The organism is Streptomyces sp. NPDC051104, from assembly GCF_040682835.1.
Lineage (GTDB): Bacteria > Actinomycetota > Actinomycetes > Streptomycetales > Streptomycetaceae > Streptomyces > Streptomyces cynarae.
The window spans coordinates 1-14,340 of the sequence record NZ_JBFBBS010000040.1; the positions used below are offsets into that span (position 1 = coordinate 1).

The 14,340-nt window shown below is 69.6% G+C and carries 9 protein-coding genes and 2 pseudogenes; 1 reads left to right on the forward strand and 10 read right to left on the reverse strand.

Annotation, left to right across the window (positions count from 1 at the left end; all coding sequences use genetic code 11):
• Positions 1–50 precede the first annotated feature (50 nt).
• A complete protein-coding gene (locus AB0N14_RS32960; protein ID WP_366029370.1) occupies positions 51–905 on the reverse strand; it encodes an IS5 family transposase in 855 nt (284 codons plus the stop codon).
• A 111-nt stretch (positions 906–1,016) separates the two neighbouring features.
• Here AB0N14_RS32960 and AB0N14_RS32965 point away from each other — a divergent pair.
• Positions 1,017–1,160 (forward strand): annotated as a pseudogene (locus AB0N14_RS32965) (IS3 family transposase); the annotation flags it as partial.
• A 141-nt stretch (positions 1,161–1,301) separates the two neighbouring features.
• On the opposite strand, the gene AB0N14_RS32970 reads toward AB0N14_RS32965, so the two are convergent.
• From AB0N14_RS32970 to AB0N14_RS33010, 9 genes and pseudogenes are all read right to left on the reverse strand, one after another.
• A complete protein-coding gene (locus AB0N14_RS32970; protein WP_366029371.1) occupies positions 1,302–1,685 on the reverse strand; it encodes a hypothetical protein in 384 nt (127 codons plus the stop codon).
• Positions 1,682–2,125, reverse strand: a complete 444-nt coding sequence (locus tag AB0N14_RS32975; protein WP_366029412.1) for a hypothetical protein — start codon at positions 2,123–2,125, stop codon at positions 1,682–1,684. The genes AB0N14_RS32970 and AB0N14_RS32975 overlap by 4 nt, the downstream gene beginning before the upstream one ends.
• An 88-nt stretch (positions 2,126–2,213) precedes the next feature.
• Positions 2,214–2,873, reverse strand: a pseudogene (locus tag AB0N14_RS32980) (transposase domain-containing protein); the annotation flags it as partial.
• Between the two features lie 365 nt (positions 2,874–3,238).
• On the reverse strand, positions 3,239–5,878 hold the full coding sequence (locus AB0N14_RS32985; RefSeq protein WP_366029372.1) for a PA14 domain-containing protein: 2,640 nt from the start codon (positions 5,876–5,878) through the stop codon (positions 3,239–3,241).
• Between the two features lie 89 nt (positions 5,879–5,967).
• Positions 5,968–8,439 carry a beta-L-arabinofuranosidase domain-containing protein gene (locus tag AB0N14_RS32990; RefSeq protein WP_366029373.1) on the reverse strand — a complete coding sequence of 824 codons (2,472 nt, stop codon included), beginning with the start codon at positions 8,437–8,439 and terminating at the stop codon, positions 5,968–5,970.
• Between the two features lie 245 nt (positions 8,440–8,684).
• Entirely contained in the window at positions 8,685–11,891 is a 3,207-nt protein-coding gene (locus tag AB0N14_RS32995) for a TIM-barrel domain-containing protein (RefSeq protein WP_366029410.1), read from the reverse strand.
• A gap of 95 nt (positions 11,892–11,986) precedes the next feature.
• Complete coding sequence (locus tag AB0N14_RS33000; protein WP_366029374.1) at positions 11,987–12,127, reverse strand: hypothetical protein; 141 nt, start codon at positions 12,125–12,127, stop codon at positions 11,987–11,989.
• A 26-nt stretch (positions 12,128–12,153) separates the two neighbouring features.
• Complete coding sequence (locus AB0N14_RS33005) at positions 12,154–13,224, reverse strand: aldose epimerase family protein (RefSeq protein ID WP_366029411.1); 1,071 nt, start codon at positions 13,222–13,224, stop codon at positions 12,154–12,156.
• Positions 13,225–13,302: 78 nt separating this feature from the next.
• Entirely contained in the window at positions 13,303–14,328 is a 1,026-nt protein-coding gene (locus AB0N14_RS33010; protein ID WP_366029375.1) for a LacI family DNA-binding transcriptional regulator, read from the reverse strand.
• Positions 14,329–14,340: the final 12 nt, after the last annotated feature.

Genomic DNA, 14,340 nt, shown 5'->3' on the forward strand with positions numbered 1-14,340 from the left:
GGTGGTCTCGTCGTGTTCGGCCTGCAGCAGCCGCAGGAGTTCGGAGACGTTCACGCGGCCAGCTCCACGTCGTCACGCCAGGCGGGGGTGGGGGTGGTGAGGCGGCGGAGCATGCCGGCGGTGGAGGCCCAGTAGACGCGGGAGGCCGCGTTGTCGGGCCGGTGGTCATAGTCGCGGGCGAGGCGGCGGTGGAGCATGAGGGTGCCGTTGACCTGCTCGACCACCCACCGTTTCGGTTGCGGGACGAAGCCTTTGCCCTGGTCGTCGGGGTTGCGCCGGACCACCTCGACGGTGATGTCCTTCACCGCTCCGTGGATGATCACGGCGTCCTTGAAGCCCTGGTCGACCAGGGCTTTCTCCAGGCGCATCCCGCATCGTTCGGCCGCTTGGTCCAGCAGGGCGATGCCGGCCTCGTTGTCGTGTGCGTTCGCGGCCAGGACCACCACGCCGATGATCAGGCCCATGACGTCCACGGCGAGCCCACGCTTGCGGCCAGGCGTCTTCTTGTTCGCATCCAGTCCCGTCGTCTTCTTCGGCACCCCGGCCGCCACGCGGACGGACTGGGTGTCGATGATCACCAGGGACGGGTCCTCTAATCGTCTGGACCGCTCCCGCACCTGGCAGCGCAGAATCTCCTGGATCCGCTGGTCGAGGCCGTCCTCACGCCACAGGGTGAAGTAGTAGAACACCGCCGACCAGGACGGGAAATCGTGCGGCAGGAGCCGCCACTGACAGCCCGTCCGGTTCTGGTAGAAGATCGCGTTCACGACCTCCCGGAGATCACAGGTCCCGGGGTCCCCGGTCGCCGACCGCGCCACCCGCTCCTGCTTCCACCCGGTGACCAGCGGTTCGATCAACGCCCACTGCTCGTCGGTCAAGTCGGTTGCGTACGGCATCCGTTCCATGCCAGCCACCCCATCATGCACACGACATGACACAAGGGCGGAACCGTCCAGTCACCCACGAACGGGTGACACCAGATCATCTGGAACGGGACTTAACGCCCTCTGAGGCAAAGCATGGGGAGAACCGGCATATGCTACGATAACGCCGCAGCCGAGAGCTTTTTCGCTTTGCTTAAAGCGGAGATCGGCACGACCGTCTGGGAGAGCCGCGAGGCGGCCCGCGCCGACGTCTTCCGCTTCATCGAAGTCGAGTACAAACGCACCAGGCTCCGCAAACACCCTGAGTTCGGGTACCTCACCCCACTCGAAACCCGAGCCAGGCTGCAGCACGACTTCACCCCCGCAGCGTAAGCATCCGCTGTCCAAGATCAGGGGGGAACTTCCAAGGCCGGGTAGTTAGCTTCTTTGCAGGTCACGCAAGGGGGGCGTTTCCGGTGCGACTGCCGCGTAGCGTCCCGTGCGGACCCTCTTGATCATTCCCTTCTTGGTCCAGCGGGCGAGTTGTCGGTAGGTGGCGACGAGGGTGACGTCGCCGAGGAGTTCGGCGATCTCCCTTGAGCGCCAGAGTCGTTCTGGTTCTGCCTGCAGGATGGCCAGGACACGCGTCATGCGGTTGCTGTTCTGGCCGGGGCCGACGTACTGGGGGACCGTGGTCGTGGGCAGTGCGGGCTCCGGCGCTGGCGGCGGCAGGAGAGTGATCACCGTCGAGGTCACGGCCTTGCTGGCGTCGGGGCGGCCGTCCTGTTTCCCTTCCGCGTAGCGGGAGATGGGGGACTTCACCTTGCGGGTACTGACGCGGCCCGGCGTGCGGGTGATAGCGCCGACAGCACGCGTCGGCCGATCTCCCCGATGCCCTGCTCGAAGACTCCTTCTGCACCTACCAGCAGGTCACGGGCGGTCTGGAGGGCGACGGTGAAGCCGCAACGGTCGGGATCGTTGCCTGGCTGGGACTCCGCCGCCTGGACCATGGTGCGGCGCAGAACCTGGTAGAGGGTGAGCAGAGCCCACACCTCCTGCTCGACGCCGGCCGGGTCGTGCGAGCGCAGGACACGTCCGTGCAGGATGGTGTGGCGCAAGGCGTAGTAGGCGCTCTCGTGCTCCCAACGCTCGTGATACAGGTGCACGAGGCGGTCGGCGGGGTAGCGGCGGGCGTCCAGGAGCGTGGTCACCAGACGGTAAGAGCCCTCGAAGTTGCTGCCATCGGTGCAGGTGATACTCACCTGGGCTTCGATCGCCGCCGATGACCGAGAGATAGGAGGAGTCGGCGAGAGTTTGAAGGACTGGTGGGCGGCGGCGCTGGCGGATGCGGCCCAGGACCTGTGCGCCGGTGGCGTGCGCGGCGATGAGGAAGTCGTTACTGTCGAAGCCCCGGTCCCACAGCACAAGCATCTCGGGGCCCAGATGGTGCAACAGCTTGGTGGCGTAGGAGGTTTCGCCCTCCCGGGTGGGGCCGAAGACCGCCGCGATGACGGCCCGGGTGCCGGTCTCGACCAGCGTCATCAGCTCGACCTGGGGATACCCGCCGTGCGGGCACCGCCCCAGCCAGCCCCGGTTGCGTTCGCTGTCAGGCACCTTGATCGAGCTGCAGCCGTCGAACGACACCGTCCGATACGGGCCGAACCGCACCCCCGGCATGGTTGGCCGAGCCAACGGCCCGGCCAACACCTCGAACAACGCACGCACCGGCGCGCTGCCGAGTCGGCGGCGCAGATCACGGAGTGCCTTCGTGCTCGGGCGGACAACCGGCATCCCCGACAGGCCGGCCGTCAGCTTGGCCCACACGAGCCGATAGGCGACCTCGGGGAACATGCACGTCGCCAGCAGAAAGTAGACCCCGACCCGTGAGGGAAGATCCCGCAGCCGCCGCTGCACGGTCCGCGTCTCCGACAAGACGGCATCGACCAGCTCGAACGGCACGACCGGCGTCAGCTCTCCCAGATGGCCCGGCGCGAACCGACTCGCGGCCACGGTGACCGTACGGGTGATGGTCGCCAGCGGCGACGGCAGGACACAATGACCGGGCAACGGAGCTCCTTCGGGAACAAGCTGTCTTGGACGACTGCCTGTACCAACGAGCTCCGTTGCTGCATGTCAGGACTTCCACAACTCCCTTGCGTGACCTGCAAAAACGCTAACTACCCGGCCTTGGGGGAACTTCAGTCGCCGCATCGCCCCCTCCGATCGGACATCCCGCTGAACATCGCCCACAACCCGCTGAGGAGAACCCGTCGCCCGTTGCTCTCTTCGGGTGATCGCAGCGTAGGCGACGGCCCTCTCAGGACCGGGCTGACCGGGTCTGAGAGGGCCGAGGCCGAGCGGTACCGCGACTGCCGTCAGCGAGCGGTGCCGCCGGCTGCGGCGCCGGCCGCGATGACCCTGCGGTTGATCTTCCTGACCTGGTCGGGGTCGACCTTCAGGACCGCCCGGTCGTAGGTCACCAGACCGTTCAGTTCACCCTCGACGTCGCTGATCTGGGTGAAGACCGAGCCGGAAAGAGTGGTGGACGCACCGGCAAGGAGTTGGCTCGTGTTGTCCACGTACGTCTTGGTCATCTCGGCGATGTCGGCGGGGCCGCCACCATAGTCCTGACCGCCCGCGACACCGGCGATGTGCCCGGGGATCGTCAGAGAGTAGCCGCCGTGCTCTCCGTCGACGGCCGCGCGAGTGGCGTCGGGCGCGGGGTTCGCCGGGCCGTGGTAGACGTGGTAGTCGATGACGTCACCGCGGCCGGAGTCGCCCTTGGACGCGCAGCAGTTGACACCCGAGTGCGCGTCGACCAGACGCGAGGGGTCCTGCATCTTCACCGAGTCGGCCAGCTCACCGGTGGACTGCTTGCTCTGCTCGCCCCAGCCCTCGTTCATCATGGTCCACATGATCACGGAGGGGCTGCTGATGTGCTGGTCCACGATCTCGTGGACCTCCTTGTCGAACTCCGCGTTGCTCGCGGCACTGGCGGAGTCGGTGAGGCGGCTGGGCATGTCCTGCCAGACCATCAGCCCGAGCTTGTCGGCCCAGTAGTACCAGCGGGCCGGCTCCACCTTGATGTGCTTGCGCACGGCGTTGAAGCCCAGCTGCTTGTGCAGTTGCAGGTCCGACTTCAGCGCGGCGTCCGTCGGGGCCGTGTAGATGCCGTCGGGCCAGAAGCCCTGGTCGAGAGTGGCGAGGAGGAAGGTGGGCTTGCCGTTGAGTTCGATCTTGTTGACCCCGCCGACCTTGGCGACCGATATCGATCGCATGCCGAAGTAGGAGCCCACGCTGTCGTGCGAGCGGCCGTCGGCCAGGGTGACCTTCAGGTCGTAGAGGAACGGGTGGTCCGGGCTCCACAGCTTGGGGTGCGGAATGTGCAGCCGCAGGGGGACGCCCGCGGCGCCGGTGACGGAACCGACGCGCTCGTCGCCGTCGAACGCGGTGGCGGTCACGCGGGCCGAGGCCTTCGTCCCGGCGCTGGGGCGCACCGTGACCGACAGAAAGTCGTCCTTGAGGTCAGGCGTGAGGACCAGGGAGTCGACGCTCTCCTCGGGAACCGGCTCCATCCAGACCGTCTGCCAGATACCCGAGGTGGGGGTGTACCAGATGCCGCTAGGGTCGAGCGACTGCTTGCCGGTCGCCTGCTGCGAGGGGTCGGTGGTGTCCTTGACCTTCAGCATGACGGTCTGGTCGCCGCCGCCCGTGAGGGCGTCCGTGATGTCCGCCGTGAAGGCCTGGTAGCCGCCGGTGTGGTGGGCCACCTGCTTGCCGTTGACGTAGACCCAGGCCTCGTAGTCCACCGCGCCGAAGTTCAGGTGGAGACGGTTGCCCGAGCCGACCCGCCAGCCGGCCGGAACCTTGAACGTGCGCTGGTACAGCGACCAGTCGTGGTGCTCGGCGACGCCGGACAGCGGCGCCTCCATCGGGTAGGGGACGAGGATCTTCCCGCTCAGTTTGCTCGTGGGCAGCGGGGCGTCCTGCGTAGTTCCCTGGAACTGCCAGGTGCCGTTGAGGTTGGCCCACTGCTTGCGGGTCTGCTGCGGACGCGGGTAGTCGGGCAGGGCGTTGGCCGGCGAGACGTCCTTGGCCCACTTGGTGGCGAAGTACCAGGTGGAGTTGTTCTGCGCGATGCTTGAGAACACGGCCAGCGGGCCGGTGGCGGTGTTCAGCCCGCCCTGCCCGTCGTAGCTGATGCGTACCCGGGACTTCATGGCTGCCGGGGTGTCCGTGGCCGCCGCGGTGAAGACCAGCTTGGAGTGATCGGCGGGGTCCGTGGTCACGGTCGGGTTCCAGCGGTGGCCGCCGGCGATCACCGAGACGTGCTTCGTCACGTCCGCGGGCACGGAGTTCACCGCGGCGGGCAGCTGTACGACCGCCTGCCGGCCGGTGGAGTCCACGGTGCTGTGCAGATCCAGGGGCGCGAAGTCGGCCGGCTGGTGCAGGGCGGAGTCGGGGATGGCCTGCCGGTCGATGCCCGGGCCCGACCACTCGGTCTGGATGTAGGCGCCGCCGTTGCCCTGGTTGTAGTCGAAGGACAGTTGGTGCATACCGGCCGTCAAGGTGATCGGCTGCGACGTGGTCTGGACGTCCCAGTCGGTCGTCCAGTGGTCGATGACGCTCGTACCGTCGAGCGACATGCGGAAGCCGTTGTCGCCCTTGATGTAGAACGTGTACGAACCACCGGTGGGCACGTCCAGCATGCCCGTCCAGTGCACGGCGTCGTTCAGGGTGGACCCGGCGCAGTCGCGCAGCGTCGGGAGGAGGTCCTTGACGTTGAGGGAGGGCTGCACCCCGGTGCTGCCGTAGGTGGCAAAGTCCAGCGAGGTGCTGTCGGAGCTGAGATAGCAGTCGCTGCGCAGTCCCTGCGGGGTGACGGTGGAGGCTGCCCCGCCCGCCGGTTCGGCGTGGGCGAGGGAGGTCGGCGCGAGGAGTGCGCCGCCGAGCAGCAGCGGGGCTGCGGCCGCCAGTCTGCGCAGGAGTGTCATGCGGTGTCTTCCGGGACTCAAGGGGTTCTCACCTTTCGTTGGAGTGATGCGCCGGCCTGCCCGCCGTCGGTTGACGGCCTCGGTGGCAGGCCCTGTGGGTTCCGCGGCTGTCAGGCGCGCGGGCGGTCCGGCTGGGTGCGCCAGGCCAGCACGCCGCCGGAGAACCCGGTGCGGAGCTGCGCTGTGATGCGCAGAGCGGTGGTCGTGACGGTGGGGAAGGAGAGCTGGTTGAACCGGTCGGTGGCGACGCCGTAGTCGGGTGCGCCGTGCACGGGGTGCCACTGGCCGTCTGTGGAGAGGTACTCCAGCCGCCAGGACCCGGGGACGCGACAGGCACCGTGGCCGGTGTCGTCGTACCAGTACACCGATGCCGCGTTGACGCGGACGGGCTCGGCGTAGCTGTACTGGATCCACTCCTCGGTCCCGGTGTGGTTCCACCATGTGAAGCGCGGAATCGTCTGGTCGTAGGAACTCGACGGCTCGACGACGGCGTTCATGAGCAGCGCCTGAGGACTGTCGACGCCGCTGAAGGAGGCGGTGACCGCCGCCCACTCGAGTGCCTTGCCGGACGCGGAGGCGGAGGCGGTCGGGAAGGACGTGATGCGCAGCCGCGCGGCGGCCGCCGGGATCAGCGTGAGGCGTTCGACCGGCTCCGCGGTGCGGGCCGGGCTCTGCTGCAGCGGAGCCACGACGTCCTGGTCGTCGCTCACCCAGCCGGTCAGGCGCCGGCCCTTGGCCCGCATGAGCACCGGAGTGCCGGAATGGGTGAAGGGGTTGGCGGCGCGGGCGCGGGTGCGTTCGATGGCGAAAGATCGGGCAGGATCTTGCTGGCCCAGCTCCAGTGCGTAGTTCCACGGTGAGGCGGGGCGCACCTCGTACTCCGGCCATGCGCCGCTGCCGCCGGACTGCTGCCACTCCTCCTCAATGCGCAGGGAGTAGTTGACAGGGCCGTGGTAGACGGAGACGGAGTCCTTGTTGCTGCTCCAGGTGCGCACCGTCGTGCGCATCGGCAACCGCAGGACGATCTGATCGCGGTCGTGCCACCGGCGGTCGAGGACGAGGTGGCCGCCGCTGCGCCGGACGGGCACGGGGCGCCCGCCCATCCGGACCGAGGGCTCCTCGCACCATCCCGGAACCCGCAGGTAGAGCGGGAAGTCGACGGCACGCGGAGTGGACACGGTCAGGGTGACGGTGTCGTCGAAGGGGTAGTCCGTGTGCTCGGTGACGGTGACCGTGGTGCCGTCACCCACCTTGGCACGTACGGAGGACTCGGCGTACAGGGAGGCGCACAGGCCGCCGTCGATGCTCGCGAGCCACATCTCCTCGGCGTAGTAGGGCCAGCCCATCCCGTAGTTGTGGGGACAGCAGCGGTACTGGTGGATGCCGGGCATGTACGCCTGCATGGCGAAGGAGTTGTTGAACTGGCCATGCGACTTCGCAACGTTGTCCAGCTGGATGCTGTTGGCCGCCGTCACGTAGTGGGTGCCCTTCTGCCGTGGGTCGAAGGCGGCGGGCAGCATGTTGAGGGCCAGGTCCTCGCAGCGGTCGGCCCACAGGGTGTCACCGGTGATACGGGTGAGTATCTGGTGGCTGTGCATGTACTCGACAATGCCGCACGTCTCGAAGCCCTGGCGTGGGTCGTGGTAGCCGGGGCGTGCGTTCTCGTCCGCGGCGAAGCCACCGCCGGGGAACTGCCCGTAGCCGCCCATGACGGTGTCGTAGACGCGGTGGGTGGCCGCGAGGAAGGAGGGATCGCCTGCGAGGACGCCGTACTGGGCGGGTTCCCGGAAACCCTGGGCGAGGTTGACGTTGTGCCAGGTCGGGATCACGTGGGTGTAGTCGGCGCTGTGGGTGTGCATCGTGCGGACCAGGTCCAGCAGCCAGTCGTCGCCCGTGCGGTTGTAGAGCCAGTAGGCGGTGTCGATGGTGTCTCCGACACGGGCCGAGCCCCAGCCCTGCCCGAAGAGCGTGCCGGGCTGGGCGTGGAGGTACTTCAGCCAGCCGGTCAGAGCCGGTACGACGCGGTCGTCGCCGCTGAACTCGTGCCAGGTGCGCAGCGCGTCCAGGACCGGCATGTGGGGCCAGAAGTCCGGTCCGCCGTTGAGCGAGGTGCGCAGGCCGGAGGGGCCGAAGAAGCCGTCGGGCTGCCGGGTGGCGAGGATGCGGTCGATCCAGGTGCGGGTGAGTTCGAGGGTACGGCTGTCCTGGGTGACGTAGCCCAGGTCGCCGAACCCCCTCAGCCAGTAAGGGAGTTCCTCCCAGCCGTCCCGCTCCGGAACGGCCCACCCGCTGGTCTTGTCGTCCAGGTAGTCGGACACCTCGGGCATGCGCCCGTTCAGACCGTCGAGCTGGAGGTCCAACTGGGTGCGCAGCCAGCCCTTCGGGGTGATGCTGCCGGGCGGCAGCCGCAGGAACGGCTCCTGCTGCAGGGGGGCGCGGTTGGCGGTGTAGTGGGGCTGGGAGCCGGCGGCCGGGGCGACCGGACTCGGGGACGACGAGGCCTGCGCAGGTGCGGCGGTGCCGGTCAGTGCGACGGCACCGGCGGCACACATGGATCTGGTCAGGAACGTGCGGCGTTCCATGAGGTGTCCCTCCTGGTCAAGGACCGCGTGCAGCGGCCGTGCGGAACAGTGCAGCGGCATGTGTGCGGGGTGGTGCGCGGGGGCCGGCACGGGGCCGGCACAGTTGCGTCGGTGTGGCTTCACGGTTCGCGGCGTTCCGTCGGCCCGAAATGTGGGGCGCTACCGCCGGCTCGCGACCGACCGGCGGCGCAGCACCCGGCGAGAGCCCCCGGACCGTGATCGGTCCGAGGCGTTCAGCCCGCTTCCTACTGGTAGGTGATGGTGATCGGGCCGCGGACGGTGTGCCGGGGCAGGGTGATCGTGAGAGTTCCGGTGGAGCTGTTCCAGCGGTAGTCGGACGCGGTCAGGCGGGCGCCGGTGGCGGTGACCTTCGTGGGCGCGTGGGTCGTTCCCAGCAGGGACAGCGTCCACCGACGGTTGCCCACCTGGCCGGGGAAGGAGCCCCGCGCCGGACCGATCGTCACCGTGTGCCGCGAGCCGCTGAGGTCGTATCGGATGGTCGTCGTGGCGCTGTGCCCCTTCAGCGTGGTCGTCCCGTCGTCCTCGTACAGGCGGTACGACCCCGGCGCGCCGGTGGCGACGGTCAGCGTGACATCGGTCAGCGGTGCCTTGTCGTCGCTGGTGACGTCGTGGGTGCGGGTCGGCAGGATGCCGCCGGCCTTGATGAACACGGGCATGGTGTCCAGGCCGGTGGAGACGTCCTGGGTGGTGCCGCCCTGGTAGGTCCTGCCGGTGAAGTAGTCGGTCCACTGGCCGGGCGGGAACCACACCGAGGTGGTCGCGGTCGTCCCCGGCGCCGTCACCGGGGCCACCAGGACGTCCGAGCCGTAGAAGTACTCGCTGCCCGCGGTGGCGTACGCCTGGGCCTCCTCCGGATACTCCAGGTAGGTGGGGCGGACGATCGGCACGCCGGTGCGGTTCGCCTCCTCGGCCAGCGAGTAGGTGTACGGCACCAGGTTCTCGCGGAGGTTGAGGAACCTGTCGGCGGACGTGCGGGCCTCGGTGCCGTACTGCCAGGGCAGCCGGTCGCTGTGGTTGCTGTGCAGGCGGTCGACCGGCTGGAAGGCGCCGAACTGGACCCAGCGGGCGTACAGGTCGTCGGGCAGCTTGTGCGTGGTGCGGGTCTGGCCGCCGTCGGTGTAGGTCTCCGAACCGGTCAGTCCCGTCGTGTCGTTGTGACCGCCGATGTCATGGGTGATGGCGGCCATGCCGGTCGCCGCCGACTCCCCCGGGGTGTAGCCGACCTCCAGCTTCAGAGCGCCCCAGGTGGAGGAGGTGTCTCCGGTGAAGTGCACGGTGGTGCGCTTGTCCGCCCAGGGGCCGGTGGGCAGCGCCTGCTGGCCGCTGTATCCGCCGGCCAGCAGGGAGCCGTAGGCGCGCGAGAGGACGAAGCCGCGGCCGAGGGTCTTGCCGGTGAGGGTGGCGTACTGCTGGTTGATCCAGGCGTCCGGCGTGACACCCCGCAGCGACGACTGCGAGGAGTCGCAGCACCAGTCGAGCCACCAGAAGTCGTTGCCCTGCTCGTCCATGGTCCGGTGCAGGTCCAGGTAGGCCTTGAGCTGCTCGGGGTCGCCGAAGTCGAAGGTGTAGCAGTTGCTCTCGACCGAGGCGCCCGGGGCGCAACCACCCTTCGTCAGCTTGCCCTTGGCCGTGGCCTGCGCCTGGGCGAACTGAGGGTCGGAGGCGAGGATGCTCGGGTGCACGTTGAGGGTGTTGTGCAGCCCCTGCGCGGCCGACCAGTCGAAGAACCCCTTCGGGTCCGGAAACCTGCCCGAGTCCATCTCCCAACCGCTCCAGTTGTTCACGGCCTTGAAGTCCGTGTCGGTCACCAGCACGTCCAGCGGGACGCCTTCGGACCGGAAGGCGGGGAGGATGGTGTTCTCGTAGTCGGCCGCGGTGCGGTCGATGTACTCGGAGTACCACACGCCGTACGCCCATGAGGGCAGGAGTGCGGGCGGCCCGGTCAGGGTGGCGAGGTCGGTGAGGCCCTGCTTGTAGTCGTGGCCGAACCCGAAGACGTAGCCGTCCTGGTAGGGCTCGCCGCCGTGCGGGGGACGCGGTGTCACCTTCTGCGTCGCGGTGTCGTAGAGCGCCGACGGGGTGTCGTCCAGCAGGTACCAGCCGTCCTTGTCGAGCAGGCCGGGGGTGGTCGTCGGGGCGGGGCCGTTGCCGGTCACGCCGTCCAGGCCGCGGCGGTAGCCGCCGAGCGCGAGGTGCGGCTGCGGAGCCGCGGCGCCGGTCGGGGCCACGGAGACGGTGTCCAGGTTGACGTGGCAGCTCGCCGTGTCGGGGCAGCCCAGGGTGATGTCGTCCTCGCCCGCCTTGAGGATCACCGGTACGGAGGCGGTCCGCCAGTCGTCCCAGTCCTTCGTCGCCGGCAGCGTCAGTGTGCCGGTGGTGGCGCCCGCGGACACCGAAGCGGTGCGGGTCTGGTGCAGGCCGTCGCTGCCGGTGCCGTTGGCGTAGCGCACCCGCAGGGTGTAGGTGCCGTCGGCGGGCACTCCGACCAGATGGGTGGTCAGGCCCGATCCCTGGTTCAGTTCGGCGACGAAGCCGCCTCCCGCGTAGCCCTGGTGGTCGGTGGCACTGGTCGCGGTGCCGGCGATCCGGCCGGCCTCCGCCTCGCAGCTCACCCCGAGCAGGCAGTCGGTGATCGCCGTGGTGGACACCGGCGGGTACGGATCGCCGGGGCGTACCAGCGCGACGCTGTCGACGTTGACGTTCCCGCTGTCCGAGGCGGTACGGGTCAGCGCGACCGTGTGGTGGCCCGCGCCGAGCGCCACGCTCGCGGTCGCGACCTTCCAGGTGTCCCAGCTCCCCGTGGACGGCAGAGTCACCGTCTGCCGGGCGCCGCCGTCGACCGACAGGGCCAGTGTCCGGGTCTCGTCCTTGCCGTCGCCGCCGAGGGAGTTGGCGTACCGCAGGTCGAACTGGTAGGTGCCGGCGCTGCTGACATCGATGTCGGCCGACGCCGAACTGCCGGTGCCCGTGAATCCCGCGGCGAAGCCGGTGCCTGTGTGGCCGGCGTGGTCGTAAGCCACCGACACGCCGTCGAGCCGGAGGTTCTCCGCCTCGCACAGATCGCCCGGCTTGCAGGTCAGCCGCTTCCAGGGGGTGGCGGTCACGGGGGCGTCGCCCGCCGTCAGGTGCACCGAGAGGTTCTCGGCGTCGAACGGTCTGGAGCCGACCCGGTAGCGCAGGGTCAGCGCGCTCGTTCTGATGGTCAGCCAGCCGTCGGAGGTCTCGGCGGTGTAGGAGGCCGGGGCGAAGCCGTCGCGGCCGATCGCGTTGAACGTGGGCTCGTCGGTGAACTCGTGGTCGCCCGCGTACTCGGTGCGGATCAGCGTCGGCGAGAGAACCTCGAAGCGGGCATCGCCGGAGGTGACGGTCGGGATGCGGTGGCCCGGCCGCGCCTCGCCGGCCGAGGCGGGACCGGTGCCCGCCAGCGTCATGGCGGCGGCGACGGCCAGGGCCGCGGCGGCGCCCATCTGCCGCCGCGCAGTTCTGCGCCGTCGCTTCTTCGATGCGACTGTCATGTCAACTCCGTTTACTCGTCGGCCGGATGACGGGTGGCTGCGGCGCTGCCCGCAGGCGTCGCACCCGTGGACGTCGGCACCTGGCCCATCGAGCGCAGCGCCTCGCCGGTCTCGCAGGAGCCGCTGGCGCGGTCGTCGTCGACGGTCTTCACGCACCGCCCCGACAGCAGGCCGGTGCTCAGGCACTCAGCTGCGGAAAGCGGAACTCGGTGCGGCTGCGGTACTCCTCACCCGGTCGCAGGACCGTGCTCGGGTACTCCGGCCGGTTCGGCGAGTCGGGAAAGTGCTGGGTCTCCAGACACACGGCGCCATGGCGCTCGTAGGGCTTGCCTCCGGGCCCCCTGAGCGATCCGTCCAGGGCGTTGCCGGTGTAGACCTGAATGCCGGGCTCGGTGGTCCACACCTCCATCCGTCGGCCGCTTTCGGGGTCGGCCAGGCGGGCGGCACGGCGCAGCGTGCCAGGGGTGCCCGCCGGGGTGAGCACCCAGCAGTGGTCGTATCCCCCGGCGGCGGTCAGTTGGTCGTCCTCCTCGTCGATCCGGTCGCCGATCGGGCGGGCGGTGCGAAAGTCGAAGGGGGTGCCCGCGGTGGGCGCGGGAGGGCCGAGCGGGATCGCCTCGGCGGTCACCGGCAGGTACGCGTCGGAGTCCAGTTCGAGAGTGTGGCCGAGCACGTTCCCGTGGCCGGCTCCGGCGAGGTTGAAGTAGGAGTGGTTGGTGAGGTTGACCACGGTGGCACGGTCGGTGCGGGCCCGGTAGTCGATGGCGAGGGTGCCGCTGCGGTCGAGGCTGTAGGTGACCTCAACGTCCAGGGTGCCGGGGAATCCCATCTCACCGTCCGGGCTGCGCAGTTCCAGGCGCAGCGCGGCCAGGTCGGAGCAGTTGCCGGGTGCCGGACTGGCCTTCCAGAGCCGCCGGTGGAAGCCCTCGGGGCCGCCGTGCAGCGCGTGGCCGCGGTCGGTGGCGGGTACGCGGTGGGTCTCTTCGCCGAGGGTGAACTCGCCGTGGGCGATGCGGTTGCCGTAGCGACCGATGAGTGCGCCGAAGTAGGGATTGGGCGCGGAGTACTCCGCCATGCCGGGGAGGCCGAGCACGATGTCGCCGACGCACCCGGAGGGTGCCGGTACCCGCAGGCTGGACACGATGCCGCCGAAGGTGAGCACGTCCGCGCTGACCCCGCTGCCGGAGTCCAGCCGCCAGCAGTGCACCGGTGTGCCGTCAGGCGCGGTGCCGAACGGTGAGCCGGTCAGGGTGGGATGGGATGTCAAGGTCGTATTCCTCGGTCGTCGTCGGTGCGATGGGGGTGGCGGCGCGGAGGGTGGTGCCGGTCAGGCTCTGCGGATCGCGGTGGACTCGCGCACGATCAGCCGGTAGCCGGGCAGGATCCGGCGGGGCGGAAGCGGCGGGTCCTGCCCCCGATCGGCGATCCGCTCCACCAGGCACTCCACGGCGAGGCGGGCGAGGTCGGACTTGTCGGGGGCGACGGTGCTGAGCGACACCGCTCCGTAGCGTGCCTCCTCGATGTCGTCGAAGCCGACCACTGCGATGTCCTCGGGTACCCGCAGGCCTCGTTCGACCAGGGTGCGCATGGCGCCGAGAGCGACCAGGTCGTTGTAGGCGAAGACGGCGTCGGGGCGCTCGTCCCGGTCGAGCAGCGAGGCCATCGCGGCGGCGCCGTCGGCCCGGTCGTAGCCCTCGGTGGCCACCACCATGGACTCGTCGGGGACCAGGCCGGCCGCGCTGATCGCCTCCCGCCAGCCGCGCAACCGCAGGTGGGCGGGCTGGCGGGCGCTCTCGCGGCGCGCGCCGAGGAAGGCCACCCGGCGCCGTCCGAGGTCGAGCAGATGGCGCACCGCGATCCGGGCCGCGCCCACGTTGTCGATCATGATGTGGTCGTAGGGGGCGTCGTACTCGCGCTCGCCCAGCAGCACCATGGGCGGGCCCTCGGGCCGGGCCAGCAGGTCCTCGCGCTCCAGTCCGATCGGGCTGAGGATCAGCCCGTCGATGACGTGCGAGCGGAAGCCCTGCGAGACCAGCAGCTCCTTCTCCCGCAGCCCTGCGGTGTGGTCGAGCAGCACCGTCAGGTCGTGCCGGGCGGCGGCGTCGATCACCGCGCCCGCGACCTCCGCGAAGTAGGGGTTGCCCAGCTCCGGAATGGCCAGTGTGATCAGGCCGGTGCGGCCCTTGCGCAGGTGGCGCGCGGTCAGGTTGGGCCGGTAGCCCAACTCGTCGATGGCTCGCTGGACTCGTTCACGGGTCTGAGGGGTCACGTGCGGGTAGTCGTTGACCACGTTCGACACGGTCTTGACCGACACGCCGGCGCGCTGCGCGACATCCTTGAGGCTGGCACCCACGGCGATCCTTTC

Excerpts from the sequence above, each read along its gene's own strand:
- AB0N14_RS32990 (WP_366029373.1), bottom strand. The coding sequence starts at position 8,439 with ATGGAACGCCGCACGTTCCTGACCAGATCCATGTGTGCCGCCGGTGCC.
- AB0N14_RS32960 (WP_366029370.1), bottom strand. The coding sequence starts at position 905 with ATGGAACGGATGCCGTACGCAACCGACTTGACCGACGAGCAGTGGGCG.
- AB0N14_RS32995 (WP_366029410.1), bottom strand. The coding sequence starts at position 11,891 with ATGACGCTGGCGGGCACCGGTCCCGCCTCGGCCGGCGAGGCGCGGCCG.